The 26,434-nt window shown below is 73.2% G+C and carries 22 protein-coding genes; 6 read left to right on the top strand and 16 right to left on the bottom strand.

Annotation, left to right across the window (positions count from 1 at the left end):
* Positions 1 to 56: 56 nt before the first annotated feature.
* Positions 57 to 1,622 carry an alpha-L-arabinofuranosidase B gene (locus tag MF672_RS34215; RefSeq protein WP_242381086.1) on the bottom strand — a complete coding sequence of 522 codons (1,566 nt, stop codon included), beginning with the start codon at positions 1,620 to 1,622 and terminating at the stop codon, positions 57 to 59.
* 713 nt (positions 1,623 to 2,335) lie between these two features.
* On the opposite strand from MF672_RS34215, the gene MF672_RS34210 reads away from it, so the two are divergent.
* The 5 genes from MF672_RS34210 to MF672_RS34190 all read left to right on the top strand — a co-directional run bounded on the left by MF672_RS34210 (position 2,336) and on the right by MF672_RS34190 (position 7,595).
* Positions 2,336 to 3,538 carry an aldose epimerase family protein gene (locus MF672_RS34210; protein ID WP_242381087.1) on the top strand — a complete coding sequence of 401 codons (1,203 nt, stop codon included), beginning with the start codon at positions 2,336 to 2,338 and terminating at the stop codon, positions 3,536 to 3,538.
* Between the two features lie 28 nt (positions 3,539 to 3,566).
* The gene (locus tag MF672_RS34205) at positions 3,567 to 4,730 is read left to right on the top strand and encodes a sugar ABC transporter substrate-binding protein (RefSeq protein ID WP_242381088.1); all 1,164 of its coding nucleotides are present in this window, start codon (positions 3,567 to 3,569) and stop codon (positions 4,728 to 4,730) included.
* A 79-nt stretch (positions 4,731 to 4,809) separates the two neighbouring features.
* The gene (locus MF672_RS34200; protein WP_242381089.1) at positions 4,810 to 5,886 is read left to right on the top strand and encodes an ABC transporter permease; all 1,077 of its coding nucleotides are present in this window, start codon (positions 4,810 to 4,812) and stop codon (positions 5,884 to 5,886) included.
* Entirely contained in the window at positions 5,883 to 6,662 is a 780-nt protein-coding gene (locus MF672_RS34195) for an ATP-binding cassette domain-containing protein (RefSeq protein ID WP_242381090.1), read from the top strand. Before MF672_RS34200 ends, MF672_RS34195 begins: the two co-directional genes overlap by 4 nt.
* A 99-nt stretch (positions 6,663 to 6,761) precedes the next feature.
* Entirely contained in the window at positions 6,762 to 7,595 is an 834-nt protein-coding gene (locus tag MF672_RS34190) for an SAM-dependent methyltransferase (protein WP_242381091.1), read from the top strand.
* Between the two features lie 68 nt (positions 7,596 to 7,663).
* Here the strand turns inward: MF672_RS34190 and MF672_RS34185 are convergent, their stop codons facing one another.
* The 14 genes from MF672_RS34185 to MF672_RS34125 all read right to left on the bottom strand — a co-directional run bounded on the left by MF672_RS34185 (position 7,664) and on the right by MF672_RS34125 (position 23,427).
* Positions 7,664 to 9,190, bottom strand: a complete 1,527-nt coding sequence (locus MF672_RS34185) for an NAD(P)/FAD-dependent oxidoreductase (RefSeq protein WP_242381092.1) — start codon at positions 9,188 to 9,190, stop codon at positions 7,664 to 7,666.
* Positions 9,174 to 9,551 carry a (2Fe-2S)-binding protein gene (locus tag MF672_RS34180; RefSeq protein ID WP_242381093.1) on the bottom strand — a complete coding sequence of 126 codons (378 nt, stop codon included), beginning with the start codon at positions 9,549 to 9,551 and terminating at the stop codon, positions 9,174 to 9,176. Before MF672_RS34180 ends, MF672_RS34185 begins: the two co-directional genes overlap by 17 nt.
* Positions 9,548 to 10,723, bottom strand: coding sequence for an NAD(P)/FAD-dependent oxidoreductase (locus MF672_RS34175; RefSeq protein WP_242381094.1), 1,176 nt, complete (start codon positions 10,721 to 10,723; stop codon positions 9,548 to 9,550). Before MF672_RS34175 ends, MF672_RS34180 begins: the two co-directional genes overlap by 4 nt.
* On the bottom strand, positions 10,720 to 11,403 hold the full coding sequence (locus MF672_RS34170) for a GntR family transcriptional regulator (protein WP_242381095.1): 684 nt from the start codon (positions 11,401 to 11,403) through the stop codon (positions 10,720 to 10,722). Before MF672_RS34170 ends, MF672_RS34175 begins: the two co-directional genes overlap by 4 nt.
* A 135-nt stretch (positions 11,404 to 11,538) precedes the next feature.
* A complete protein-coding gene (locus MF672_RS34165) occupies positions 11,539 to 12,444 on the bottom strand; it encodes a dihydrodipicolinate synthase family protein (RefSeq protein ID WP_242381096.1) in 906 nt (301 codons plus the stop codon).
* Positions 12,445 to 12,496: 52 nt separating this feature from the next.
* A complete protein-coding gene (locus MF672_RS34160; RefSeq protein WP_242381097.1) occupies positions 12,497 to 13,816 on the bottom strand; it encodes an aminopeptidase P family protein in 1,320 nt (439 codons plus the stop codon).
* On the bottom strand, positions 13,809 to 15,092 hold the full coding sequence (locus tag MF672_RS34155; protein ID WP_242381098.1) for an alpha/beta fold hydrolase: 1,284 nt from the start codon (positions 15,090 to 15,092) through the stop codon (positions 13,809 to 13,811). Before MF672_RS34155 ends, MF672_RS34160 begins: the two co-directional genes overlap by 8 nt.
* Complete coding sequence (locus MF672_RS51885) at positions 15,089 to 15,910, bottom strand: ABC transporter ATP-binding protein (RefSeq protein WP_308210593.1); 822 nt, start codon at positions 15,908 to 15,910, stop codon at positions 15,089 to 15,091. The genes MF672_RS34155 and MF672_RS51885 overlap by 4 nt, the downstream gene beginning before the upstream one ends.
* Entirely contained in the window at positions 15,907 to 16,707 is an 801-nt protein-coding gene (locus MF672_RS51880; RefSeq protein ID WP_308210592.1) for an ABC transporter ATP-binding protein, read from the bottom strand. The genes MF672_RS51885 and MF672_RS51880 overlap by 4 nt, the downstream gene beginning before the upstream one ends.
* Positions 16,704 to 17,693: an ABC transporter permease gene (locus MF672_RS34145; RefSeq protein ID WP_242381099.1), complete on the bottom strand. Its 990-nt coding sequence runs from the start codon at positions 17,691 to 17,693 to the stop codon at positions 16,704 to 16,706. The genes MF672_RS51880 and MF672_RS34145 overlap by 4 nt, the downstream gene beginning before the upstream one ends.
* Complete coding sequence (locus MF672_RS34140; protein WP_242381100.1) at positions 17,693 to 18,631, bottom strand: ABC transporter permease; 939 nt, start codon at positions 18,629 to 18,631, stop codon at positions 17,693 to 17,695. Before MF672_RS34140 ends, MF672_RS34145 begins: the two co-directional genes overlap by 1 nt.
* A 7-nt stretch (positions 18,632 to 18,638) precedes the next feature.
* Entirely contained in the window at positions 18,639 to 20,327 is a 1,689-nt protein-coding gene (locus MF672_RS34135) for an ABC transporter substrate-binding protein (RefSeq protein ID WP_242381101.1), read from the bottom strand.
* Between the two features lie 27 nt (positions 20,328 to 20,354).
* A complete protein-coding gene (locus MF672_RS34130) occupies positions 20,355 to 22,310 on the bottom strand; it encodes a glycoside hydrolase family 127 protein (RefSeq protein ID WP_242381102.1) in 1,956 nt (651 codons plus the stop codon).
* A gap of 184 nt (positions 22,311 to 22,494) precedes the next feature.
* Entirely contained in the window at positions 22,495 to 23,427 is a 933-nt protein-coding gene (locus MF672_RS34125) for an SDR family oxidoreductase (protein ID WP_242381103.1), read from the bottom strand.
* An 89-nt stretch (positions 23,428 to 23,516) separates the two neighbouring features.
* On the opposite strand from MF672_RS34125, the gene MF672_RS34120 reads away from it, so the two are divergent.
* Positions 23,517 to 24,107 (top strand): TetR/AcrR family transcriptional regulator, encoded by a 591-nt coding sequence (locus MF672_RS34120; protein WP_242381104.1) that lies wholly within the window; start codon positions 23,517 to 23,519, stop codon positions 24,105 to 24,107.
* 409 nt (positions 24,108 to 24,516) lie between these two features.
* On the opposite strand, the gene MF672_RS34115 is transcribed toward MF672_RS34120, so the two are convergent.
* Complete coding sequence (locus MF672_RS34115; protein ID WP_247815557.1) at positions 24,517 to 26,211, bottom strand: RICIN domain-containing protein; 1,695 nt, start codon at positions 26,209 to 26,211, stop codon at positions 24,517 to 24,519.
* Between the last annotated feature and the right edge of the window lie 223 nt (positions 26,212 to 26,434).

Genomic DNA, 26,434 nt, shown 5'->3' with positions numbered 1-26,434 from the left:
GCGGGCTCAGCCCGCGACGGTCCCCCGGCCGGCCAGGCTCGGCGCGGTGCGAGCCGTCACTGGGCCCAGGGCGGGCTGACGACCCAGCTCACGTCGTCGTTCCACGAGGTGGCGCTGTCGAAGGCGTTCGAGCCGCCGTTGCTCGCGATGTAGACGGTGTTGCTGTAGTGGCGGATGAAGCGGGTCGGGTAGTTGTACGAGGCGAGCGAGGTGCCCTGGCCGTTCCTGCCGGTCTGCGGGCAGAACGTGGCGTCGGACCTGAACAGCGCGCTGCCGTCGTCGGCGTTGCGGTAGAGCTGGTAGTTGCGGTGCCGCAGGAAGCTGCCCGGGTAGTTCTTCGACTCGAACGACACGCACGAGCTGCTGGCCAGGCCGCTGCGCACGACCCAGGTGGCGTCGCTCTTGTCCAGGGCGGAGCTGGCGGAGGTGATCACCGAGGTGATCACGTTGTCGTTCTGGTGCCGGATGTAGCGGGTGGTGCAGCAGGCCGTGGTGGCGCGCAGCGAGATCGACGCGCCCGGGGTGAGCGTGCCGGACGGCCCGCCGCTGTACGGGGCGTAGCCCGCGGCGACGAGGTTGGCCTGCACGGCGTTCTCGGTGGCGTCGGTCGGGTAGCCGGTGGTCATCACGCCCTCGTAGAAGGTGCCCGCCGAGCCGTGGCTGTTGTCGCCGCCGATGCCGAGGATGATGGCGCCCTCCTTCTTCATCGGGTTGTAGCCGGCGACGTTGGGGCGGGGGCCGTTGTAGTAGGTGGACAGGCCGCCCGACTGGGCGTTGCCGGCCCGGATGGCCCAGTGGTTCGGCTCGCCCTTGATGATGGCGGTCAGGAAGCGGTGGCTCACGCTCGGGTCGTTGGCGTTGTAGCCGGCGTTGACGCCGGAGAACAGGCCGTTCTCCAGGTCGGCCATCACCCAGGGGCCGTTGCCGGTGCCGTAGCCCCAGACCTTGATGTTGCCGAAGTAGATGGCCTCCATGGTGCCGTTGCCGTTGTCGCGGCTGTTGGTCTCGGCGTTGCCGTAGTCGAAGCAGCAGCCGCCGTTGTAGTGGGTGCCGTCGAAGACCGCGTACATGCCCTCGGGCTGGTCGCCCTTGGCGACGCCGTTGGTGGCGTTGTTGCGGTAGCCGGTGCCGGGGGCGACGAACACGCCGTACACCTTCTGGCCGCCCAGCGTGGCGGGGGCGAGCGTGGCGTCGGCGAGGTTGTCGTAGCCGCCGGGGGCGGGCCCGGCGAAGCCGCCGGGAGGCGCCTGGGTCAGGCGGTTGTTGCGGCCGGACTGGTCGTAGATGATCGTGATCAGGCAGGTCGTGCCGGCGCAGAAGGAGTCCTGGGCGGCGGCGTTGGCGACGCCGCCCGCGCTGAGCACCCCGATGTCCCTGGTGGTGTTGTCGGAGGCGCGGCGCACCTGGTACAGCGGGCCGTTGTAGGCGCCGTAGAGGGCGCGGGTGGTGCTGTGCGCGGCCACGCAGGGGGTGCCGCCCGCGGCGTAGATGTCGCACGGCTGCGAGGCGGCGGCCTGCGACGGCGCGGTGAATCCGGCCAGCAGCCCGGCGGCGAGCGCGACGGCCGCGCCCGCGGCGAGCGCCGCTTTTCTGAATGGCCGTGGGACGGATCGGGGGAGCATGGCGCTTTTCCTTTCTGGGGGATGCCGGAAAGGCGGGCACGGCTGATTAAGACGGACCGCTCATCTCGCGGCCCACCTGTGCCTTCGCGGCAGGAAGGAATGAGAAGTTATTATGTTAGCGCTAACATTTATTTGCCTTTTCAACCTCCGTGAGGATGCTGACCGCTGGGTTGACGGGCTTCACTATGAGTCCGGCGGAACTGCCGCGTCAAGGCGTCCGATGCGTCGTGCGAATTTCTCCGCATTTTCGGCGCCGTTCCGCGGGCCGGTTCCGGTCGCCCGGGGGCGATTGACTCGGGAGGTGCCTGCGCCTAGCGTTTCCCCCATCGGGGCCAGGAGAAGGAGAGTCTCGCGTGACGCGGGGCCCGGCCCCGTGGCGTCGTCCGCCCCGGCGGCCGCGCCCGTTCCGCCCGCCGCGGCGGGCTCCCCCGTTCCCGGCCGGCGTCGTCCGGTCCCCGCCGACGCCCGATCCGCAGACCCGACGATGCCAACGGGAGGTCGCCCATGAGAGTGCGACGGATCCTCGTGGTGCGCGCCCCCGGCAGGCGCTCAGGAACGGCGGGACGGCGCGGGCCGGGTGACCGGGCCGCGCGCGCCCGCGTCGCTTCCTGACCTTCGCGAGCCCCGCTCCCCGAGCCCGGCGTCCTTCCGCCCTGCGCTCGGTGGTTAGCGCTAACAATCCGCAGACCGGCGCACCCGGAGGGAGTTCGTCCATGTCCAGCAGCACCCGCAGCACCCCTGCCCGCCTCGTCCTCGCCGTGAGGGTCGCGCTCGTGGCCGTGCTCGCCCTCGCGGCGAGCCTGGTCGCGGCGCCCCCGGCGGCCGCCGGCGCCACAGCCGCTTCCGGGGGCGGCGGGCCGAGCGTCACCAGGAAACACTTCGGCACCCTGTCCGACGGCACGAAGGTGGACGTCTACACGCTGCGCAACGCCCGCGGCATGCGGGTGCGCATCCTCACCTACGGCGGCATCATCCAGTCGATCGAGGTGCCCGACGCCGCCGGCCGGTACGCCAACGTCACCCTCGGCTTCGACAACCTGTCCGACTACGTCAAGAAGAGCCCCTACTTCGGCGCGATCGTCGGCCGCTACGCCAACCGCATCGCCAAGGGCCGCTTCACCCTGGACGGCCGCACGTACCGGCTCGCCACCAACGACGGGCCGAACCACCTGCACGGCGGCGTCAAGGGCTTCGACAAGCGGGTGTGGGCGGCGAGCCCCTTCGAGCGCGGCGGCAGCGCGGGCCTGGCGCTCACCTACACCAGCCGCAACGGCGAGGAGCACTACCCCGGCACGCTGCGCGTCCGGGTCGTCTACACGCTGACCCCGGGCAACGAGATCCGCATGGACTACCGCGCCACCACCACCCGGCCGACGATCGTCAACCTCACCAACCACGCCTACTTCAACCTGCGCGGCGAGGGCAACGGCACGATCCTCGGCCACCGGATGCAGATCAACGCCTCCCGCTACACGCCGGTCGGCAAGACGCTCATCCCGACCGGGAAGATCGCCCGCCTGGCCGGGACGCCGCTCGACTTCCGCCGTCCCACCGCCATCGGCGCCCGCATCGGCAGCAAGAACCAGCAGATCACGTTCGGCGGCGGGTACGACCACAACTACGTCCTCGACCGCGGCGGCCACGGGCTCACCCTGGCGGCCAAGGTCGTCGAGCCGTCCAGCGGGCGCGTGCTGGAGGTCGTCACCGACCAGCCGGGCGTGCAGTTCTACTCGGGCAACTTCCTCGACGGCACGCTGCGCGGCACCGGCGGCCGGCTCTACCCCAAGCGCTCCGGCTTCACCCTGGAGTCCCAGCATTACCCGGACTCCCCCAACCACGGCAACTTCCCCTCGACCGTCCTGCGGCCGGGGGACGTCTACCGGACCACCACGATCTACGCCTTCTCCACCCGGTGACACCCGCGGATCCCGACGAGGGAGGACCATGAAAGACATCCATCCGAAGGTCGAGGAGGCCCTCGACACACTCCACCTGAACCGCCTCGCGCGTCGCCGCCTCCTGTCCGGGGCGGGCCTGGTCAGCGCTTCGGCGGCCGCGTCCGCGCTGCTCAGCGCGTGCAGCGGCGAGCAGGGCGGGAACAAACCGGCCGCCTCGGCCGGCAGCGCGGCGGCGGGCGGCGGCGCCGGCGACTTCCCCGCCACGCCGAAGTGGAAGTTCGTCTTCGTCTGCCACGTCACCACCAACCCGTTCTTCACCCCCACCCAGTACGGCGCCCAGGACGCGTGCGCGCTGCTCGGCCTCACCTTCCAGTGGACCGGGTCCAAGGACTCGATCGTGGCCGAGATGGTCAACGCCACCAACAGCGCCGTCTCCGGCAAGGCCGACGGGCTGGCGATCGCGGTCGTGGACAAGTCGGCCTTCAAGGAGCCGGTCAGCAAGGCGCTGGACGCGGGCATCCCGGTGGTGTCGTACAACGCCGACGGGGCCCGCGGCGACCCCGGCTCGGCCCGGCTCGCCTACATCGGGCAGGGGCTGTACGAGTCCGGGTACGCCCTCGGCCAGCGGGCCCTGCAGCAGGTGGACTCCGGCGACGTCGTGGGGTTCATCGCCACGCCCGGCGCGCTGAACATCCAGCCGCGCATCGACGGGGCGGCGCAGGCGTTCAAGGACTCCGGCAAGCCGATCAGGTTCGCCTCGGTCGGCACGAACGCCGACGTCACCAAGGGCCTGTCGATCATCGACGCGTACGCCCAGGGCCACTCCGGCCTGGCCGGGATGCTCGCCGTGGACGCCGGCTCGACGCAGGCCATCGGGCAGGTGGTCAAGAAGTACGGCATGCGTTCGAAGGGGCTGAAGGTCGCGGGCGGCTTCGACCTGGTGCCGGAGACGCTGGCCGGCATCAAGAACGGCGACCTCGACTACACCATCGACCAGCAGCCCTACCTCCAGGGCTTCCTGCCGGTCGTCTACCTGTACCTGTACAAGCTCTCCGGCGGGCTGCTGTCTCCGCCGGAGACCAACACCGGGCTGCTCTTCGTGACGAAGGACAACGTGGGGCCGTACCAGTCGACCAAGACCCGGTTCGAGGGCTCCGACACCGCCCAGAAGCTGATCGAGCGGTCCGGGCCCATCGCGCACGCGACGTAGCCGGCGGGCGCGGCCCGCGCCCGCCCGGCCGCCGTCGCGGTGGGCGCGGGCCGCGGCCCCGAGAGACAGGAGGAAGGACGTGCCCGACATCGGCGATGACCTCCGGGAGCAGCCGGCGGACGCGGACCCGGCCGCGCGGCCGGCCGCGACGCCGGAGGGGGCGGCGCGCGGCGGGAACGGGCCGCTGCGCCGGATCAGGGACGAGTTCCTGCGGCGGCGCGAGGCGAGCGTGCTGGTCGTGGCGCTGGCGCTCGGGGCGTACTTCGCCTCGGCGTCGGAGGCGTTCCTGACCCGCGACAACATGGTCAACATCAGCCAGGCGGCCGCGCCGGGCGCCATCGTCGCGTGCGGCATCGTGCTGCTGCTGGTCAGCGGCGAGATCGACCTGTCGGTCGGGGTGGTGGCGGCGCTGGCGCCGTTCATGATGCACTACGCGATCGACTACTGGGGGTTCCCGGCGCTCGCGGGCATCCTGCTCGCGCTGCTGACCGGCACGCTGGTGGGGCTGGGGAACGGGTTCGTCACGGTGGTGCTGAAGGTGCCCTCGTTCGTCACCACGCTGGGCAGTTTCTACCTGGTGACGGGGATCGTGCTGACGACGTCGGGGGCGTACCCGGCGGAGGTGCCCGGGCCGGTGGACAACGCGATCGGGCGGTGGCTGGGGGCGGCCGACTGGGCGCACCTGGCGTGGGCGCTGGTGATCGTGGCGTTCTTCCACGTGTTGTTCACGCGGACGCGGTGGGGGCTGCACACGATCGCCGTGGGCGGGAACCTGCTGGGGGCGCAGGAGGCGGGCGTGCGGGCCGGCCGCATCAAGATAGGAAATTTCATGATCGCGGGCACTCTGGGCGCTTTCGCGGGGCTGCTGGAGGCGTTCCGGGTCCACACGATCGACCCCAACCTCGGCGGGGGCACCGGGCTGATGTTCACCGCGGTCTCGGCGGCGGTCATCGGCGGCACGGCGCTGGCCGGCGGCTCCGGCACGATCGTCGGCGGCGCGCTCGGCGCCCTGGTGCTGGCCGAGCTGCAGAACGGCTTCAACCTCATCGGCATCTCCGCCAACCCGTACTTCGTGATCCTGGGCGGCGCGATCCTGCTGGCCATGATCGCCAACGTGTACCTGAGCCGGCTGAGAAGGGCGGGCAAGACGCGGTGACCTCGACAGACCCCGGCGCTCCCGACGTCCTGCGCGTGGAGCACATCTCCAAGACCTTCGGCACCGTGACCGCGCTCCGCGACGTCAGCCTCCGCCTGGCGCGGGGCGAGGTGCTCGGCCTGATCGGCGACAACGGCGCCGGCAAGTCCACCCTCATGAAGATCATCTGCGGCTTCCACCAGCCGGACGGGGGCCGCATCCTGCTCGACGGCGCGGAGGTCACGCTCAGGTCCGTCGAGCACGCCCGCTCGCTCGGCATCGACACCGTCTACCAGGACCTGGCGCTGATCAACGAGCTGAGCGTCTACCACAACATGTTCCTCAACCGGGAGCCGGTGCTGCTCGGCTGCCTGCTGAACAACCGGCGGATGCGCGCGCTGGCCCGCTCGTACCTGGACGACATGGGGGTGAACATCCCGTCGGTGGACGTGGAGGTGGCCAAGCTGTCGGGCGGCCAGCGCCAGGCCATCGCGGTGGCCCGCTCGGTCTACTCCCGCTCGAAGATCCTGCTGCTGGACGAGCCGCTGGCCGCGATGGGCGCGAAGGAGGGCGTGCAGATCCTCGACCTGGTCCGCGACCTCAAGGCCAGGGGCGAGGTGTCCATCGTGATCATCGCGCACAACTACGCGCAGGTTCTGGAGGTGTGCGACCGGGTCAACCTCCTCCAGCACGGCAGCATCACCTTCGACAAGCCGACCGCGCAGACGTCCGTGAAGGAGCTGACCGACCTGGTCGTGGCGGAGTACCGGACGGCCCGCGCCCGCCGCGGGCCGTGAAAGTTCCACGGCGTTTGCGCGTTCCGCGGGGGTGCTCGTTATGCTCGCGGACGCGTTTCCTGCCGATCGACGACTCGACGACTCGCGGAGGACGAGGCCATGGGCGAGGGGCTGCCGGGCATGCACTGGACGCACCAGGATCCGGACTACCTGCCGCCGGAGATCGACACCAGCAGGCCCAGCATCGCCCGCGTCTACGACGCGTTCCTGGGCGGCAAGGACAACTTCGCGGTCGACCGGGCGGTCGCGCTGGAGGGGATGAAGCACTTCCCCGACGGCGGCGCGGGCGCGCGCAACAACCGCGCGATGTTGTTCCGCGGCGTGCGGTTCATGACGGAGCAGGGCATCGACCAGTTCCTCGACGTCGGCTCCGGCCTGCCGACCATGGACAACACGCACTCCGTCGCCCAGCGGATCAACCCGGACGCGCGGGTCGTCTACGTCGACAACGATCCCATCGTGCTCGCCCACGCCAGGGCGCTGCTGGCCACCGACGACAACACCCGGGTGATCACCGCCGACCTGCGCGAGCCCGAGGCGGTCTTCGGCCGTCCTGAGGTCGAGGGCTTCCTGGACCTCTCCCGGCCGATCGGCCTGCTGCTGGTGGCGGTCGTCCACCACCTGGGCGACGACGAGCACCCGGAGGAGCTGGTCGACGCCTACAAGAAGCGCCTGGCGCCGGGCAGCTTCCTGCAGCTCACGCACTTCTGCTCGTGCGCGCCCGAGGTGCGGGCGCTGGAGAAGGTGCTGCGCACCATGCTCGGCACCGGCCGGGCCAGGGACCTCGCGGAGATCGAGCGCTTCTTCGACGGGCTCGAGCTGGTCGAGCCGGGCGTGGTGCACGTCCCCGAGTGGCGGCCGGACCGGCCGGTGCGCCACCCGCTGGACCTGGGCGGGGTGTGCGTGGCGGGCGGGGTGGCCCGCAAGCCCTGACCTCCGGCGCGCGCTCCACGGTCCGGACGGCGGACGGCCGCCCGCGTCCCGCGGGAAGCCCCGGTCCCCTACTCCTCCTCGTCGGCGAGGGCGGCCAGCTCGCCCAGCGTCACCGGCGCGGCGAGCGGGCGGGTGGCCATCGGCCGCAGGTCGTCCGCGGTGGCGTCGCGGCCGGCCAGGCAGGCCGCGATCCCGGCGGTCGCGAAGCCGCACACCCGGCCCTGGCACCAGCCCATGCCGGGCCTGGCCAGCATCTTCAGCGTGCGGGGGTCCGCGGCGCCGAGCTCGTCGTGCGCGGCGCGCAGCTCGCCGTAGGAGACCTCCTCGCAGCGGCAGACCAGGGTGGAGTCGCGCAGCCAGCCGGTCCAGGCGCGCGGCACGGGGTACGTGCGGTGCATCGCGGCGGCGAAGCGCCGTCCCCGCACGATCGCCGCCCGCAGCCGGACGACGTGCGCCGGGTCGGCCGGGCGGCCCAGCGCGCGGGCCACGCCGAGCGCGCTCAGCCGCCCCTCCTGCACGGCCAGGGCCGCGCCGCCCACGCCGGTCGCCTCCCCCGCCACCCACACGCCCGGGACGCTGCTGCGCTGCGCGGCGTCCACGGACACCACCAGGGAGCCGTCCACGTCCTCGCGGGTGGCCGCGCCGAGCATGAGCGGCAGCTCGATCGACGGGGTGAAGCCCCAGCCGAGGGCGACCAGGTCGGCGCGGATCTCCTCGGCCGGGCCGTGCGGGCGGCCGTCGCGGTCCACGCGGGTGATCCGGACCGCCTCGACCCGGTCCTCGCCGACGATCTCGCTGATCACGGTCCTGGTCCGGTACGGGATGCGGTGCCGGGCCAGCAGGGCCGCGTACTGCAGCGCCTCGACGCCCTTGGCCGGGGCCGAGAGGGCGCCCGCCGGGTCGCGGAGCCAGCCGAGCGTGGCGTTGGCCTCGACGACGGCGGCCACGTCGGTGCCCGCGCGGGCCAGGCCGGTGGCGACCGGCAGCAGGAACGGGCCGGTGCCGCCGACGACGGCCCGCCGGCCCGCCGCGGTGCGGTGCCCCTTGAGCAGGGCCTGCGCGCCGCCGGCGGTCAGCACGCCCGGCAGGTCCCAGCCGGGGACGGGCAACTGCCGGTCGTAGCCGCCGGGGCACAGGATCAGCGCGGCGGCCGTGACCGCGGGCCCGCCCGCGCCCGGCGTCCCCGCCGAGGGCGTGGTCCGCAGGGTGAACACCCCCGTGCCAGGGCCGGCACCGGAACGGGCACGGGCGCTGGGGCCGGTGGCCGGGCCGGGGCCGGTGGCCAGGTAGACCTGGAGGCCGGGGAGGTAGTCGACCAGGCCGGCGGCGCGCAGGGAGCGCAGGCGCCCGCGCAGGGCGGTGAAGACGCCCCACCCGTGATGCCCCGCACCGTCCGCCCGCGCCCTCCGACCGGCCGCGGCGCCACCGGCTGAGGAGCGGGCGCGGCGCTCGTCATAGTGGCGCCAGTACTGGCCGCCGGGCTGGGCCGCGGCGTCGATCAGGGCGACGCGCAGCCCGGACGCGGCGGCCTGCACGGCGGCCGACAGCCCGGCCGGCCCCGCGCCGACCACGGCGACGTCATACGGACGGGACATGCCCACCCTCCTGTTCCCCGGCCTGTTCCCCGGCCTGTTCCCCGGCCTGTTCCCCGGCCTGTTCCCCGGCCTGTTCCCCGGCCTGTTCCCCGGGCTCGTCGTCGCCGAGGCGGAGCCCGTCGGCGGCCGGGACGAGGCAGGCCCGGCGGTCCGGGACCCCGTCCACGGTGATGAGGCAGTCGAAGCAGATCCCGATGCCGCAGAACAGCCCGCGCGGCCGCCCACCCTTGCGGGTCACGCGCCAGTCGCGGATCCCCGCCGCGGTCAGCGCGGCGCCGACGCTCTGGCCGGGCTCAGCGGGCACGACCGCGCCACGGAAAACCATGCGATAGGTGTCGGGGCGGGGCTCGCGGTGGGTCACTGGGGCACCTCCTCGGTGTCCTGGCCGGGAAAACGGTCGGGCGCGAACGGCTTGAGCCCGAGGTCGGGCCGCCCGCCGGTGAGGGCCTGCGCGATCAGCTTGCCGGTGCCCGCGGACAGCCCGATGCCCGCCCCCTCGTGCCCGCAGGCGTGCCACAGGCCCGGCGCGCGCGGGTCCGGCCCGATGACCGGCAGGTGGTCCGGGCAGTACGGCCGGAACCCCAGGTACGTGCGCATCGCGCGGACGTCGCGCAACAGGGGGAACAGCGCGATCGCCTTGGCCGCCAGCGCGGCGATCGCCGCCGTGGACGGCGTGCGGTCGAAGCCGACCCGCTCGCGCGAGGCGCCGATCAGGATCGTGCCGCTGTCGGTGCCCTCGACCACGGGCGAGGTCTGCAGGGCCGCGTCGGAGCTGGCCACGTCGCCGACGTACTCGGCGGCGTACACCTTGTGCCGGATCGTCCGGGCCGGCATGGGCTGCGTCACCAGCACGAACCCGCGCCGCGGCAGCACCGGGACGCGCACCCCGGCCAGCGCGGCCACCTGCCCGGCCCACGTGCCGGCGGCGTTGAGCACGGCCCCGGCGGCGATGTCGCCGGCGGTCGTGCGCACGCCCGTCACCCGCTCGCCGTCGCGCAGGAACCCGGTCACCGCGGCGCCGGTGCGCACCCGCGCGCCGAGCCCCCTGGCCAGGCGCAGCAGGTGGGCGACCACCAGCACCGGCTGGACCTGGGCGTCCTGCGGGTAGAAGGCGCCGCCGCGCAGCCCGCGCGACAGGTGCGGCTCGTGGCCGGGCAGCTCGCCGGGGGCGACGTCCAGCACCTCGACGCCGTCGCGCCGCTGCTGCGTGGCGAGCTCGCGCAGCGCCGCGAGGCCCGGCTCCGAGGCGGCGACGACGAGGCCGCCCTTGGAGTCGAACTCCCAGAGGCCGGCGTGCTCGGCGAGGTCCTCGCGCCACACCCGCTGCGAGTACAGGGCGAGGTCGAGCTCGGGCCCGGCCTCCTTGTCGGAGACGAGCAGGTTGCCCTCTCCGGCGCTGGAGGTGCCGCCGGCGATCGCGCCGCGCTCGGCGACGACCACCCGCAGCCCGGCCAGCGACGCGAAGTAGGCGGCGGCGGCGCCGACCACGCCCGCGCCGATCACGACGAGGTCGGCCGTCGTGCCCGCCCTCATCGCGGGCCCCGGCCGCCGCCCGCCCACAGCCCGCGGACGTGGCCGATGTGCCGGTGCGTCATCAGCTCGGCGCCGACCGGGTCGCGGGCCTCGACGAAGTCGAGCAGCTCGTGGTGCTCGGCCGCCGAGCGCACCAGCCGGCCGCTGTGCAGCAGCGGGGTGAGGCCGAGCAGCCGCGTCCTGGAGCGCAGGCCGGAGACCACCTCCACCAGGAACGGGTTGCCGGTGTAGCCGAGCAGGGTCAGGTGGAAGACGTGGTCGGCCTCGACGTAGCCGACGAGGTCGCCGCGCTCGGCGGCGTCCACGATGTCCTGGGCGAGCCGGCGCAGCGCCGGGAAGTCGTCGTCGGGGATCACCGCGACGGTCTCGCGCACCGCGGGCGGCTCGATGAGCAGCCGCACGGCGGCGAGGTGGTCGAGGTCCTCGTCGGAGACCTCGGTGACCCGGAAGCCCTTGTTCGGGTGCGGGACGACCAGGCCCTCCTTGACCAGGTCCAGCATGGCCTCACGGACGGGGGTCGGCGAGACGCCGAACTGCGCGCCGAGCGCGGGCGCGCTGTAGACCACGCCGGGCCGCAGCTCGCCGGAGATGATCGCGGCGCGCACGGCGTCCCTGATGCGGTCGCGCAGGTTCTCCCGCCGGCCGATGCCGGGCAGCTCGGGGACGGACGGCAGGCTCACCGCGGCAGCCCCCGCAGGCGCGCACCGGACGGGTCACGACGGAACTGGGCATTCACGGCGTCCATTATCGCCAGCCCCACCCGCGCCCGCGCCCGTGCCCGTGCCTGTGCCCGTGCCCGTGCCTGTGCTCGATGCTCACTTGTAGCCCTTGGCGAGGACGGCCTCGGTGTCGGCGGCGATGCGGGCGGCGACCTCCGGCGCGAGCGGCAGCCGCGGCGGCCGGCAGGCGCCGCCCTTGCGCCCGGCCACGTCCATGGACAGCTTGATCGCCTGCACGAACTCGGTCCTGGAGTCCCAGCGCAGCAGCGGGTGCAGGTCACGGTAGACGCGCAGCGCCTCGGCGAGGCCGGCCGGGTCGCCCGAGGTGGCCAGCCGGTAGAGCCGGACGGTGGACTCGGGGATCGCGTTCGGGTAGCCGGCGATCCAGCCGACCGCGCCGGCGAGGCCGAGTTCGAGCAGCACGTCGTCGGCGCCGATGAGCAGGTCGAGGCCGGGGGCCTGCTCGGCGATCTCGTACGCCCGCCGCACGTCCCCGCTGAACTCCTTGACCGCCACGATCAGCCCCTCGTGGTACAGCTCGGCCAGCAGGCCGGGCGTCAGGTCCACCTTGGTGTCGATCGGGTTGTTGTAGGCGACGACGGGCAGCCCGGCCTTGGCGACCTCGCGGTAGTGGGCCACGACGGCCTCCCGGCCGGCCCGGTAGGCGTTGGGCGGCAGCAGCAGCACGCACGTGGCGCCGGCCGCGGCGGCCTGCTCGGCCCAGCCGCGCGCCTCGATCGCCCCGTAGGCGGCCACGCCCGGCATGACGCCGAACCCGGCGGGCGCGGCGCGGACGGCGGTCTCGACGACGCGGGCCCGCTCCTGCGGCGTGAGCGTCTGGTACTCGCCGAGCGAGCCGTTGGGCGTGACGCCGTCGCAGCCGCCCGCGGCGAGGAAGCGCACGTGCTCGGCGTAGGCGTCGTGATCGACCGACAGGTCGTCGTGGAAGGGCAGGGCGGTGGCGACGTGGATGCCGCGCCAGGGCGTGGCGGCGGTGGTCATGCTGGGGTCTCTCCTCGGTGCAAGGTCTCGGTCGGGTGCGGGGGCGCGGCTGTCACACGGTCGCCATCCATTTCTCCAGCCCGGCGGCGTCCAGGGGCAGCGCGTCGGACAGCACCCGCGCGCCGCCGGGCGTGACCAGCAGGTCGTCCTCGATGCGGACGCCGATGCCGCGCAGCTCGGGCGGCACGGTCAGGTCGTGGGCGTGGAAGTAGAGGCCGGGCTCGACGGTGAGGACCATGCCGGGCGCCAGCACGGCCCCGTGGTAGGTCTCCTCGCGGGCGCGGGCGCAGTCGTGCACGTCCAGGCCGAGGTGGTGGCCGATGCCGCACACCAGGTAGCGGCGGTGGTGCTGCCCGGCGTCGGACAGCGCCTCGTCCACGGAGACGGGCAGCAGCCCCCACCCGGCCAGGCCGTGCGCGATGACCTCCATCGCGGCGTGGTGGAAGGCGGTGAAGGGGCGGCCCGGCCCGACGGCGGCGAGCCCGGCCCGGTGGGCGCGTTCGACCAGGTCGTGGACCTGCCGCTGGGCGGCGCTGAAGCGGCCGGAGGCGGGGAAGGTGCGGGTGACGTCGGCGGTGTAGTGGCTCGCGACCTCGACGCCGAGGTCGAGCAGCAGCAGCTCGTCCGGCAGGACGGGGCCGTCGCAGCGCTCCCAGTGCAGGGTGGCGGCGTGCGGGCCGCTGCCGACGATGGAGGCGTAGCCGGGGCCGTTGCCGTACGCGCGGGCGTGGCGGTCGAAGGTGCCCTGGAGCCACCGCTCGCCGGGGCCGGCGACAGCGGCGGGGATCTCGCGGACGACGGCGGCGAAGCCCTCGACGGTGCGGTCCACGGCCTGGCGGAGCTGGTCCTGCTCCCAGTCGTCCTTGAACATGCGCAGCTCGGCCAGCACGCGGCGGGCCTCGGGGTCGTCGCCCGGCTCCTGCTCCAGGTCCTCGATCGGCCGGACCGGGACGCCGAGCGCCCGCGCCCACTCCTCCAGGCCGGGGGCGGCGCCGACCCACAGCTCGCCGTGCCGGGCGTCGCTCCAGAAGCGCGGGTCGCCGGGGTAGGCGGGCGGCGGCAGGTAGAGGGTGGCCTCGCCGTCGCGCAGCACGACGACGGCGTCCTCGATCGCGCAGCCGGTGGCCCAGACGAAGTCGCTGTCGGCGCGGAAGCCGTAGGTCGTGTCGTTGCTGCGGGTGGGGGCGCGGCCGGCGGCGAGGACGACGGTCCTGCCGGGCAGCGCCGCGGCGAGCCTGGCCCGGTGGGCGGCGGCGGCCTCGGCGGCGCCGGGGACGACGGGCGGGGTGCGGTCGGGGACGTCCCAGCCGGTGTTCATGTACGCGGTGAACGCCGGGATCCCGGAAAGCCTCGGGGGCCTGCCCTCACGCATCGGCGATCTCTCCTCCCATGTCGCGGACCAGCTCCTTCAGGCGGCCGAGCACCCTGGGGTCGCCGACGCCGTCGTGCTCGTACTCGTTGGTGACCCAGGCGCGGGCGTTGCCGACCCGGGCGGCGGTGTCGAGCTGCAGGTGCGCGTCCACGTACATGTCGTCGTAGTAGACGGCGGCGGCGAGCGGCACCTCGTTGGCGGCCAGCCGGTCGAGGTCGTAGAGCGGCGGCCACTCGGCGCGGGCGGCCATCAGCTCGACCGCCGGGCGGAAGGGGCGCAGCCCGGCGATCTCCTCGAACATCCAGGGGTAGATCATCTCGCCGGTGAACAGCAGCGGCCTGGCCTCCTCCGCGAACCGCGGGTGCCGGGCGCGCTCGGCCTGCGCGGCCCACGCGGTCGCGCCGGGGCCGTGCCCGTAGATGCTCTCCTGCATGGCGGCGAACAGCGGGTTGTCGCTGTAGGAGGTGCGGGCCAGCACCTGGTGCAGGAACGACGCCGACGGCTCGCCGCCGTCGAACGCCTCGTCGAGCAGGTAGTGCATGCGCTCGTAGCCGGGTTTCATGCCGAAGTCGATGCCGAGCGTCTGGAGCCGCCGCACGGTCAGCACGTCGCCGTCGGGCAGCCGCACGTCGCCCTCGGCGAGCCGGTCGGCGAGCGCGGCGGCGGTCGTGACGTGCTGGGGGTAGCGGCGGTAGAACTCCCGGTTCTTGGCCTCGACCCGCGGGTACGTGCGCCGGTAGACCTCGGCCGCCGACGGCTCCAGGCCGGGCAGCCCGCCGGTGACGTGGCAGGCGCTCAGCCCCTCGGGCGCGGCCGACAGGTACGTCAGCGTGAGGAAGCCGCCGTAGGACTGGCCGAGCGTGCTCCACCGCCGCCCCCCGAAGAACGTGCGGCGCACGTGCTCGTGGTCGGCCACGATCGAGTCGGCCCGGAAGCAGGCCAGGAAGCGGGCCCCCTCCTCGGCGGTGGCGAAGGCGCTCATCCGGCGGCCGTCGATGCGGGTGCTGCGACCGGTGCCGCGCTGGTCCATGAGGATCACCCGGTGGGTCTTCAGCGCCTCGCCGAGCCAGCCCTCGGCGGTGAGCGGGCGCGGGCCCTTCCCGCCGGGGCCGCCCTGGAGGTAGACCAGGCACGGCAGGTCCTCGCGGGCCCGCGCGGGGTCGGCCAGCTCGCGGAAGAAGACCTCGATCTCGCCCCGCGACGGGTCGGACCAGTCGAGCGGGACGGCGGTGACGTGCTCGCGCACCAGCGCGCCGGGCATGATGTAGGTGTTCACCGGGCGGCCCTCCTCCTGCGGTCCCATTCTGGGTCGATGCGCGGGATCGCGGCCAGCAGGGCCCGGGTGTAGTCGTCCCGGGGCGCCGCGAAGACCTCGGCGCACGGTCCCTGCTCGACGATCCTGCCCTGGTTCATGACGGCCACCCGCTGGGCGAGCTGCCGGACCACGGCCAGGTCGTGGGCGATGAAGACGTAGCTGAACCCGCTCTCCCGCTGCAGCCGCCGCAGCAGCTCGATGACCTGGGCCTGGACGGAGACGTCCAGCGCGGAGACGGCCTCGTCGCAGATGACCAGCCGGGGGTCCACGGCGAGCGCGCGGGCGATGCCGATGCGCTGCGCCTGGCCGCCGGAGAACTGGGCCGGGTAGCGCTGGGCGTGGGCGGGGTCGAGCCCGACCCGTTCCATCAGCTCGGCGGTGCGGGCGCGGCGGCCCCCCTTCGGCGCGATGCCCTGGTAGTCGAGCGGCGCCATGAGGATGCGCTCGACCGTGTGGCGGGGGTTGAGCGAGGAGAACGGGTCCTGGAAGACGACCTGGACGTTCGCCCGGTAGCGGGCGAGGGCCGCGCCGGTGGCGCGGGTGACGTCCTCGCCGTCGAACTCCAGCGTGCCGGCGGTCGGCTCCAGCAGCTTGGCCACCATGCGGGCGGTGGTGGACTTGCCGCTGCCGGACTCGCCGACGATCGCCAGGGTCTCGCCGGGCCGCACGTCGAAGGAGACGTCGTCCACGGCGGTGAACTCGCTCGCGCGGCCGAACGGGCGGCGCGTGGTGAAGCGCTTGGTCAGGCCGCGGGCGCGCAGCAGCGCGTCGTCGCTCACGACATCACCTCGTCGTCGATGCGGGGGATGCTCTCCAGCAGCATCCGCGTGTAGTCGTGGCGGGGCGCGGCGAAGATCTGCTCCGCGGTGCCGTACTCGACCTGCTCGCCGCGCCGCATGACGAGCACGCGGGTGGCGATCGAGCTGATCACCGCCAGGTCGTGGGTGACGAAGACCATGCCGGTGCCGCTCTCCCCCTGCAGCCGGGCCAGCAGGCGCAGGATCTGCGCCTGGACGGTGACGTCGAGGGCGGTGGTCGGCTCGTCGGCGATGAGCAGCGCGGGCGAGCACACCAGCGCCATCGCGATCATGACGCGCTGGCGCTGGCCGCCGGAGAACTGGTGCGGGTAGTGACCCGCCCGGCGCTCGGGGTCGGGGATGCCGACCTGCGCCAGGGCGTCCACGGCGACCCGGCGGGCCTCGCGGGCCGAGCACCTGCGGTGGGCCCGGTACATCTCCTCGATCTGCAGCCCGACGGTGTAGTAGGGGTTGAGGCAGGACAGCGGGTCCTGGAAGATCATCGCGGCCTGCTCGCCCCGGACGCGGCGCAGCTCCCGGTCGGGACGGCCGAGCAGCTCGGCGCCGTCCAGCCGGACGCTGCCCCGGGTGGCGGCCCCGCGCGGCAGCAGGCCCATGACGGCGAGGCTGGTCATGGACTTGCCGGAGCCGGACTCGCCGACGATGCCGACGGTCTCGTTGCGGCCGACGGTGAACGAGACGTTCTTGACCACGTCCACGGGGCCGCGCGAGGTGGGGAAGGTGACCGTGAGGTCCTCCACGACGAGCAGGTCGCTCATGACACCCTCACTCTCGGGTCGAGGCCGGTGTAGAGCAGGTCGACCACGACGTTGCCGGCCATCACGAAGAACGCGGCGAGCAGCGTGACCGCCATGATCACTGGCTGGTCGTTCTTGGCGATCGAGTCGGCGGCCATCTTGCCGACGCCGTTGAGCCCGAAGACGGTCTCGGTGATCAGCGCGCCGCCGAGCAGCGCCGCGAAGTCCATGCCGAAGATCGTCATGATGGGGGTGAGCGCGGGCCGCAGCGCGTGCCGGCGCAGGATCAGCGCGGGGGCGAGGCCCTTGGCGCGGGCGGTGCGCATGAAGTTCTGCGCGAGGGTGTCGATGACGTTGGCCCGGGTGAGGCGGGCGTACAGGCAGGCGTAGCCGGTGGCCAGCACCAGCCACGGCATCAGGTACGACTGGAACCACAGCAGCGGGTCGTCGGAGAACGGCACCGCCGACGGGAACGGCAGCACCTGGAGCCGGACCACGAGCACGTACTGCAGGGTGAGCGCGAGCACGTAGTTGGGGACGCTGGAGCCGCCGAGCGCGAGGCCCATCGCGGCCCGGTCCCACCACGAGCCCTCCTTGACCGCGCTGAGCAGCCCGGCGGCGATGCCGACGAGCAGCCACAGCACGGCCGCGCCGACCGCGACGGTGGCGCTGACCGGCAGCCGGTCCAGGATCATCTGGGTCACCGACTGGTTGGTCTGGAAGGAGTAGCCGAGGCAGGGGGCCGGGCAGTGCACCAGGTTCGCGCCGCTGCCGTAGTCCCGCCCGGCGAACAGGCCGCCGAGGTAGTCGAGGAACTGCGTGACGAACGGCTGGTCGAGCCCGAGCGAGGTGCGGATCTGCGCGATGCGGTCGGGCGTGCAGGTCTTGCCGCAGATCATCAGCGCCGGGTCGGGCGACAGCTTGAAGAAGATCAGGTACGTGAACAGGCAGACCAGGAAGAGCAGCCCGGCCAGCCCGGCGAGCCGCGCGGCGACGTAACGGGCCATCAGGACGCCTCCCCCGCGTCGGCGGCGGCCCTGACCCGGTCGCCCAGCACGGTCAGCGACAACACGGTGAGGAACAGGAACAGGCCGGGCACCGCGAAGTACATGGGATCGGTGGCGTACCAGCCGACCGCGCTGGAGATCATCTGCCCCCAGGACGGCGTGGGCGGGGTGACGCCCACGCCGAGGAAGGACAGCCCCGCCTCGGTGCCGATGTAGCCGGGCACGGCGAGCGTCGTCAGGACGATGAGCGAGTTGCGCAGGTTGGGCAGGATCTCCCTGAACACGATCTTCGCCGTGGACGCCCCGGAGGCCCGCGCGGCCTCCACGAACTCCCGGTTGACCAGCGTGAGCGTCTGCCCGCGCACCACCCGCGCCAGGTACGGCCAGCCGAACACGGTGATCACCACCACGAGCAGCACCGACCGGTTGCCCGCCGGCAGCGACGACAGGATCGCGATCATGAAGATCAGCGACGGGAAGGCCATGAGGAAGTCCATGACCCGGGAGATCACCTGGTCCACCCAGCCCTGGTAGAACCCGGCCAGCATGCCGAACACCACGCCGAGCAGCGTCGTCAGCACGGTCGCCGAGATCGCGATCAGGAACGACACCCGCGCCCCGTAGGCGACGCGGGCCAGGATGTCGCGGCCGTTCTGCGGCTCCACGCCGAGCAGGTGGTCGGCGGAGACCCCGCCCCACGCGCCGCGCGGCAGGCCGCCGAGGTCGGTGTCGATCGCGGCCGGGTCGAAGTCGTTCGGGCCGTGCCCGGTGATCGCGCTGATCAGCGGCGCGCCGAGCGCCATGAGGACGACCAGGGCGAGGAAGGCCGTGCTGAGGACGGCGCCCCGGTCGCGCAGCAGCGCGCGGGCGATCCTGCGGCCCTCCGTGACGGGCGCGCCGTCCGCGCCCGTCCTGGCATCGAGTGTGGCGGTGCTCACGGCGTGCCTACTTGCTCGCGTCCTTGAGCCCGACGCTGACCAGGTCGATGCCGCCGGAGTAGGAGTCGTTGAGGTAGGCGCCGGCGACGTTCTCGCCGATCACGGTCACGTTCTTCTCGTACAGCAGGGGCACGATCGGGGCCAGCTCCATGATCTGCTTGTCCAGCTCGCCGTAGGCGGCGTTGGCGGCGGCCACGTCGGTCATGGCGGCGATCTCGTCGATGCGCTTGTTGATCGCGTCGTCGTCGAGCTGGGCCAGGTTGGAGTTGCCCTTGTCGAAGATGTTGCGGCCGTCGAACAGCGGCGGCAGGAACGTCGCGCCGGACGCCCAGTCGGGGCACCAGCCGGTGAGCGCGGCGTCGTGCTGGCGGGCGGGGGTGCCGATGACCTCGTAGAAGGTGGAGGTGTCGATGTTGTTGATCTTGACGTTGACGCCGAGCGGCTTCAGCGACTCCTGGATGGCCACCGCCATGCCCTGCTGGCGGGCCACCGGCCGCACGTCGAGCGTCAGCTCGAAGCCGCCGCCCACGCCGGCCTCGGTGAGGAGCTGCCGCGCCTTGCCGGCGTCGGCGGGATACAGGTCGTAGTCGGCGCGGCCGGTGATCGTGGGCGGCTGGATCGCGGTGGCCTTGGTGGCGAGGGCGGTGCCGCCGTCGCCGGCGACCACGTTGTCCTTGTTGACGGCGTAGTTGATCGCCTGGCGCACCCGCACGTCGTCCAGCGGCTTCTTGGTGGTGTTCAGGCTCATGTACGTGGTGCAGCCCATGTAGCCCGACAGCGTGCGCGCCTTGTAGCGCGGGTCCTGGATGCGCGAGACGGTGGCGGGCTGGATGGCGCCCGCGATCGCGTTCGCGTCGGCGCCCTGCCCGGCGAGCATGCGCTCGTCGATGGTGGCGCCGTCGAGGCCGAAGGTGAACTCGAACGCGTCCGGCCTGGCGGCGCGCACCTGGTCGGTCGCGGCCTTCCACTGCGGGTTGCGCACCAGCTTGAGCGAGGCGCCGCGCCGGTAGCTGTCCACCTTGTACGGCCCGGAGGCGATCGGCTTGCTGTCGAAGGCGTCGGCCGCGCCGGTGCCCTTCGGGAACGGCGTGAAGTTCGGCTGCGTGAGCGCGCTGGCGAAGTCGGCGAACGGCTTCTTCAGGTGGAAGACGACCGTCTTGGCGTCGGGGGTCTCGATCGTGTCGAGGTCGCCGGAGACGTAGGGGCCCTTGTAGTCCTTCGGGGCGTCGAGGAGCAGCTTGGCGTACGGCGAGCCGATGCCGGCCTCCGGGTCGAAGGCGCGCGAGAAGCCGAACTTCACGGCCTCGCTGGTGATCGGCGTGCCGTCCTCGAAGAAGATGTCGTCCTTGAGGGTGAACGTCCAGGTCTTGTCGCCGTCGGAGGACGTGCCGGTGTCGGTGGCGAGGTCGGGGACGACCTTCGTGCCCTCGCTGCCCGGGCCCGCGCCGAACGTGGTCAGGCCGCGGTAGATGAGCCGGTAGAAGTTGTTGACGCCGCCGTCCCAGCCCCGGACCGGGTCCAGGTGGGAGTAGTCCGCGGCCTGCAGGACCCGCACGGTGCCGCCGGTGGCGGCGGCGGCCGGGGCGCCGGAACCCGGCGCGCCGGAGGTGGGGGTGCCCGACGAGCCGCCGCCGCACGCGGCGACCGCCAGCGTGGTGAGCACGGCGACGCCGGCGAGAGCGGCCGATCTCCTCATTTCGCCTTCTTTCGGTTGGTCATTCGACTACTGGGCCCTGACCCACACGCGCATGGCCTCGGGCCTGCGGTTGCCCCACAGGAAGTAGGGGACGAAGGTGGCGGCGACCTCGGCCGCCGGCTCCTGAGTGGGCCCCTGGGTGAGCTCTGCCGGGAACTCGGGGTAGAGCTCGGCGGGCGGCGGGGGCGCCGCGTACGCCGGGACGGACAGCAGGACCGCGCCCCGCAACACGTCGCCGGCCGCTCCTGGCGGTCGGTCGGCCGCTCCCGGTGGCTCGTCCGCCGTGGTCAGGGCCGCGCCGGTGGCGCGGGCCGGGTCGAGCACCAGGTCGTCCACCGGGACCGGGGCGTCCTGCTGCTCGACGCAGTACACGAGCGGGCCGCGGGCCAGGGCCACCGAGCCGCGGGCGGCGTCCACGTACGGGTGCGGCACGTGCGCGCGCACCGGCATGGCCAGGCGCAGGCGCAGCACGTCGCCCGGCGTCCACCGGCGCTCCACGGTGAGCCAGCCGTCCACGGCCGTCACCGGCTCGCCGTCCAGCGTGACCTCGCGGGCCCAGCCGGGCACCCGCAGCACGATCGCGTACGGGCGGTCCGGGGCGCGTTCGACCCGCACCCGCACGTCGCCGTCCCACGGGTAGGCCGTCTCGACGGCGACGCCGAGCTCGGCGGTGCCGAGGCGGCTGCGCGTGTACTGGCCGATGAGCAGGGCGTCGCCGCGCTCGGCGGCCAGGTGGTCGCCGAGCTGGGCCGTCCAGCGGACGATGTTCGGCGGGCAGCAGGGGCAGCCGAACCAGGCCCGGCGCAGCGGCTCGCCGCCGGTCTCCGCGCCGCTGCGCTGCTCGTGGTCGGGGCGGCGCTGCAGCGGGTTGTCGTAGAAGAACGCGGTGCCCTCGGCCGACAGGCCCACGGCGTAGGCGTTGTAGAGCACCCGCTCGAAGACGTCGAGGTACTTCGCGCCGCCGGTGGCCACGAACATCCGCCAGGCCCACTGCATGACGGCGACGGCGGCGCAGGTCTCGCTGTAGGAGCGCTCGGAGGGCAGCTCGTAGCGGTCGCCGATGGCCTCGTCGGAGTGCCGGCTGCCGAGCCCGCCGGTGAGGTACAGCTTGGTCGCGGCCATGTCGTCCCACAGCCGCTCCAGCGCGGCGAGCAGGCCGCGGTCGCCGGTCTCGATCGCGACGTCGGCCGCGCCGGCGGCCAGGTACGCCATCCGCACGGCGTGGCCGGTGACCGTCGGCATCTCGCGCAGCGGGACGTGGTCCTGGAAGTAGTCGGGCGGGAAGACGCGGTGCTGGAGCGTTCCCGTGCCGCGCCGGTCCACGAACAGCCGGGCCTGCGTCAGGTAGGCGCGCTCGCCGGTCTGCCGGTACAGCTCGACCAGCGCCATCTCGACCTCGGGGTGCCCGCACACCGCCGCCTCGCCGTCCTCGCCGAAGCGCCGGACGACCAGGTCGGCGAACCTGACCGCGACGGCCAGCAGCCGCTCGTCGCCCCTGCGGCGGGCGGCGGCGACGGCGGCCTGGACGAGGTGGCCGAGGTTGTAGAGCTCGTGGCCCCAGGCCAGGTCCTCCCACGGCTTCTTGCCCGCGGCGGGGTCCTGGAAGAAGGAGTTGAGGTAGCCGTCGGGGGCCTGCACCTGCTCCAGGAGGGTGACGACCTCGTCGAAGAACTCGTCGGCGGGCCCGCCCGGCTCGCCGGGCTCGTAGGCGAGCCCTTCGAGGGTCTTGTACAGGTCGGTGTCGAGGAAGGGGTACCGGCCGCGGTAGGGCGGGGCGTCCCCGTCACCGGGGAGCAGGCGGCGCAGGTTGTCGAGGTTGCCCGCGGCGCGCAGCCGGTCGATCGTGTGCGGGATCGTGGCCCGGCGGTTGCGCTCCTGCCACTGGCGGAGCAGGCCGCCGGTGACGAGCTCCCCGGTCACCGGGACGACCGCTCCCGCCGTGGTCCGGACGGCGCCGGCGACCTGGTGGGGCTGGCTGGGCATCTATCGGGCTCCTAGTGCTGTGTGGCATTGCACTGAACCCTAGAGGCGGGTGGGACGACTGCCAAGAGCGAGCCAACAAGATGCCTAATTCGTTATAAACGGTGAAATACCAGGTTAACAAGCCTGCCGACGCCCACCTCCGGGGACCACGGGGAGGACCCCCGGAGCGTCGGCGCCTCGCTGTCTACTGTGACATTGCACTGCTCGCGTTCGCGAAGTAGTGCCCTTCGCCGAGGTCGTCGAGCAGGCCCGGGCGGACGGGCCGCCAGCCCAGCAGCTCGCGGGTCGCCTCGGCCGAGGCGGGGCTGTCGAGGGCGACCATGGGAGCCAGCCAGGTGAAGTGCGCACCGGCCTCCTCCGCCGGGATCGGCGCGGCGGGCACGCCCAGGTGCCGGCCGATCAGCTCGGCGATCGCGCGGAACGGCACCCCCTCGTCGCCGACCGCGTGCAGCACCGAGCCCGCCGGGGCCTTCTCCAGCGCCAGCCGGAACAGGGCCGCGGCGTCCAGCCGGTGCACGGCCGGCCACCGGTTCGCGCCGTCGCCGGCGTATCCGGAGACGCCCCGGTCGCGGGCGAGGCCGACCAGCGCGGCCACGAACCCCGGGTCCCCCTCGCCGTGCACGGTCGGCGGCAGCCGCAGCACGGACGTACGCACGCCGCTCCCGGCGAGCGAGAGCGTCAGCCGCGCCGTCTCCATCCGGGCCGACGGGCCGGACCCCGGCGCCCCGGCCGGCTGGTCCCGCTCGGTCGCGACCCGGCCCGGCGCGACCCCGAGGAGCCCCGAGGCGAGCACGAACGGCTTGCCCGAGCCCGCGAGCCCCTCCCCCATCGCCTCGACGGCGCGGCGGTCCGCGGCGACGGCCGCCGCGAAGTCGCCGCTGAAGGCGACGTCGTGCTTGAAGGCCAGGTGGATGACGCCGTCGGCGGCGGCGGACGCCTCGCGCAACACGGCGAGGTCGTCGAGGGTGCCGCGGCGGACCTCGGCCCCGGCGGCGGCGAGGGCGCGCGCCGTGGCCTCGGACCGGGCGAGCCCGGTGACCTGGTGCCCCGCCGCGATGAGCTCGGGGACGACGGCGGATCCGATCCAGCCGGACGCGCCGGTGACGAAGACACGCATGAGAGACCTCCGACGATGGTGATGTCAGTTGCTGTCATCAGCATAGCGCGTCTGATGTCAGCGACTGACATCGACTATGATCGGGAGGCATGGGGCGATGGGAGCCGAACGCGCGCGGCCGGCTGGAGGAGGCGGCGCTGGAGCTGTTCGGCGAGCGCGGCTACGAGCAGACGACAGTTGCCGAGATCGCCCGGCGGGCCGGGCTGACCGAGCGCACGTTCTTCCGCCACTTCGCCGACAAGCGCGAGGTGTTGTTCGGCGGGTCGACGCTGCTCCACGAACGCCTGACGGAGGCGGTCGCCGCCGCGCCCGAGCCAGTCGCGCCCATGGCGGCGATCGCGGCCGCCCTGGACGTGGCTGGGGTCATCCTGCAGGAGCGCCGGGAGCGGGCCCGGCGGCGGCAGGCCGTCGTGCTCGCCCACGCCGAGCTGCGCGAGCGCGAGCTGATCAAGCTGGCGTCGCTGTCGGCCGCCCTGGCCGGCGCCTTGCGCGAGCGCGGCGTCCCCGAGCCGGCCGCGAGCCTGGCCGCCGAGGCGGGCATGGCGGTCTTCCGCGTCGCCTTCGAACGCTGGGCCGACGACCCCGCCTGCGACGCCGACCTGCGGGAGGTCATGCGCGCGACCATGACCGAACTGCGCTCGGTCACCGCCGGCTCCCCCACCCCTGCTGACCCACCCTGACCAGCCCCGCGCCATGGCCCAGGCCGATCACTCCGACCAATCGACGCGACCCGAAGGCCCGCCCCGACGCACGCGACCCGACGGACGCCCTCCGACCGACCGACGCGGGCCAACCGACGCAGGCCGACCCACCCCGCCCGACCGGCCCACATCGCCCGACCGGTGGACGCCGCCCCACCGCTCGATGCGGCCCGGTTTTGCGGCCGATGGACGCCGCCCGACCGATCCACGCGGGCCGATCCACACCGCCCGACGGGACCCACACCCCCCGACCGGCCGAGCCGCCCGAACGGGCGACCCGCCCGAACGACCGACACCGCCCGAACGACCGACACCGCCCGAACGACCACCACCGCCCGATCGGTGTGGTCGGGCGGTGGTGGGGGTCAGTGCGGGCGGCGGGCAGGGGTCACGGCGTTACCGGGGTGCCGCCGAAGGTCACGACCAGGCGGCCGTCGGAGGCGAACGACCAGCTCAGCGCGCCCTTGTAGGAGGCGCACCGGGAGCCGTTGGTGCCGGTCCAGAACTGGTTCGAGCTGTCGGCGTCACCGACGATCTTGTCGTTGCTGCCGCTGCCGCTGCGGCAGGAGACGTTGTCGCGGAACACCGAGGTGCCGCCGTCGAAGGAGAAGTTGCGCTCGGTGTTGTCGATCGAGACGTTGCCGCTGATCGTCATCGTGCCGAGGTTGCGGTTGTAGGTGAAGCCGTGCTTGCCGTTGTGGTAGGCGATGTTGCGCCGGATGACGTGGTTGACCGGGATGTCCTCGCCGCCGAGCTTGAAGCCGTTGCGGTCGCCGTTGCCGGCCTGGCTGCCGTCGCTCAGCGTGCCGTTGTTGTACGACAGCGAGTCCTCGATCGTCACCGGGCCGATGGGGCCGGTGTCGGTCTTGGTGTAGAGGTCCCAGCCGTCGTCGATGTTGTTGCGGGAGACGGCGTAGCGGAAGACGTTGCCGGAGCCGACGGTGAGCTTGGCGGCGAAGCCGTCGGCGTCCTCCCCGTCGGAGTCGGCGTTGTCGTGCGAGAGCACGCTCAGCATGAGGTTGTTGGCCGGCCACTGGCTGTTCGGGGTGTCGGAGGCGATGCGTGAGAGCTGCAGGCCCGTGTCCCGGTTGTAGCGGGTGACGGTGCGCTCGATGATGTTGTTGCTGCCGCCGACGAAGATGCCGTTGTCGCCGGCGCGCTCGACGACGATGCCGTACACGTGCCAGTACGAGCCGTTCACCGCCAGGCCCCGGTTGGCCGGGTCCTCGCTCTGCGCGGAGAAGTTCAGAACGGGGGTCTCGCCGGGGTAGGCGGACAGCTTCTTGCGGGCGGCGGCGGTGCCGTTGTTGCCGGGGGCGATGGTGACCGTCTGCGCGAAGGCGTACGTGCCGCCGCGCAGGTAGATGGTGCCGCCGGCGGCGATCCGGGTGATCGCCGAGGTGAGCGTCGTCGGGTCCGACTGCGTGCCGGCGGCGGCGTCGGTGCCGTTGGGGGCGACGTACAGGGTGCCGCTCGCCGGGCCGGTCGGGGTGACGGTGGGGGTGGCGGTCGGGGTCGAGGTCGGGGTCGAGGTCGGGGTGGTGGTGGGGGTGCCGCCGGCGGGGCGCAGGGTCCATTGCTTGGTGGCGACGGAGTCGCAGGAGTTCTGCTGGAGCGGGGCTCCGGTGGTGGTGGCGTTGTCCTTGACGTTGAGGCATTTGCCGCCGTTGGCGTTGACGAGGCGGTAGGCGTTGCCGGAGGCGGTCAGTTGCCAGGTCTGGGAGGTGGCGCCGGTGCAGGTTTCCTGCTGGACGGGTTTGCCGGCGCTGGTGGAGGCGTCGCGGACGCCGGCGCATTTGCCGCTGTGGGCGGCGGTGAGGCGGTAGCCGGCGCCGGTGGTGGTGAGGGTGAAGATCTGGCCGGCGGTGCCGGTGCAGGTGTTCTGGGCCAGTTGCACGCCGTCGGCGGTGCTGGCGCCGGGCACGCTCGCGCACAGGCCGCTGCCGGCGTTGACCAGGGTGTAGGCGCCGTCGGCGGGTGCGGCGGCGGCGGGGCTGCCGAGCACGGCGACCAGGCCGCCCGCGGCCAGCACACCACCGGCCAGCACGACCGCGAGCCGGAAGGGTGGAGCTGTTCTGGGCACGTCGAACTTCGTTCGTTGCGTTGTCCGGGCATGGCGCTGCCGAGCCAGGGGCTCAGGAAGGGGGGAAGGGCCGGACCGGACGCCAACCGGTTGCAAGCACAGTGACGTTACCTGGACGAAACGTCAATACGTCCCGGTAAAACTGCAAACGACGGTGGACGTTCTGGCTGGTGGCATCACTATTTCTGCAACAACCGATTGCAGGATTTGCAGTCGCAGGGCA

The organism is Actinomadura luzonensis, from assembly GCF_022664455.2.
Lineage (GTDB): Bacteria > Actinomycetota > Actinomycetes > Streptosporangiales > Streptosporangiaceae > Nonomuraea > Nonomuraea luzonensis.
Note: the sequence above shows the minus strand (reverse complement) of the source record. Positions and strands in the feature narration are given on the sequence as shown.

Excerpts from the sequence above, each read along its gene's own strand:
- MF672_RS34215 (WP_242381086.1), bottom strand. The coding sequence starts at position 1,622 with ATGCTCCCCCGATCCGTCCCACGGCCATTCAGAAAAGCGGCGCTCGCC.
- MF672_RS34210 (WP_242381087.1), top strand. The coding sequence starts at position 2,336 with ATGTCCAGCAGCACCCGCAGCACCCCTGCCCGCCTCGTCCTCGCCGTG.
- MF672_RS34205 (WP_242381088.1), top strand. The coding sequence starts at position 3,567 with ATGAAAGACATCCATCCGAAGGTCGAGGAGGCCCTCGACACACTCCAC.
- MF672_RS34190 (WP_242381091.1), top strand. The coding sequence starts at position 6,762 with ATGGGCGAGGGGCTGCCGGGCATGCACTGGACGCACCAGGATCCGGAC.
- MF672_RS34185 (WP_242381092.1), bottom strand. The coding sequence starts at position 9,190 with ATGTCCCGTCCGTATGACGTCGCCGTGGTCGGCGCGGGGCCGGCCGGG.
- MF672_RS34175 (WP_242381094.1), bottom strand. The coding sequence starts at position 10,723 with ATGAGGGCGGGCACGACGGCCGACCTCGTCGTGATCGGCGCGGGCGTG.
- MF672_RS34165 (WP_242381096.1), bottom strand. The coding sequence starts at position 12,444 with ATGACCACCGCCGCCACGCCCTGGCGCGGCATCCACGTCGCCACCGCC.
- MF672_RS34160 (WP_242381097.1), bottom strand. The coding sequence starts at position 13,816 with ATGCGTGAGGGCAGGCCCCCGAGGCTTTCCGGGATCCCGGCGTTCACC.
- MF672_RS51880 (WP_308210592.1), bottom strand. The coding sequence starts at position 16,707 with ATGAGCGACCTGCTCGTCGTGGAGGACCTCACGGTCACCTTCCCCACC.
- MF672_RS34145 (WP_242381099.1), bottom strand. The coding sequence starts at position 17,693 with ATGGCCCGTTACGTCGCCGCGCGGCTCGCCGGGCTGGCCGGGCTGCTC.
- MF672_RS34135 (WP_242381101.1), bottom strand. The coding sequence starts at position 20,327 with ATGAGGAGATCGGCCGCTCTCGCCGGCGTCGCCGTGCTCACCACGCTG.
- MF672_RS34130 (WP_242381102.1), bottom strand. The coding sequence starts at position 22,310 with ATGCCCAGCCAGCCCCACCAGGTCGCCGGCGCCGTCCGGACCACGGCG.
- MF672_RS34125 (WP_242381103.1), bottom strand. The coding sequence starts at position 23,427 with ATGCGTGTCTTCGTCACCGGCGCGTCCGGCTGGATCGGATCCGCCGTC.
- MF672_RS34120 (WP_242381104.1), top strand. The coding sequence starts at position 23,517 with ATGGGGCGATGGGAGCCGAACGCGCGCGGCCGGCTGGAGGAGGCGGCG.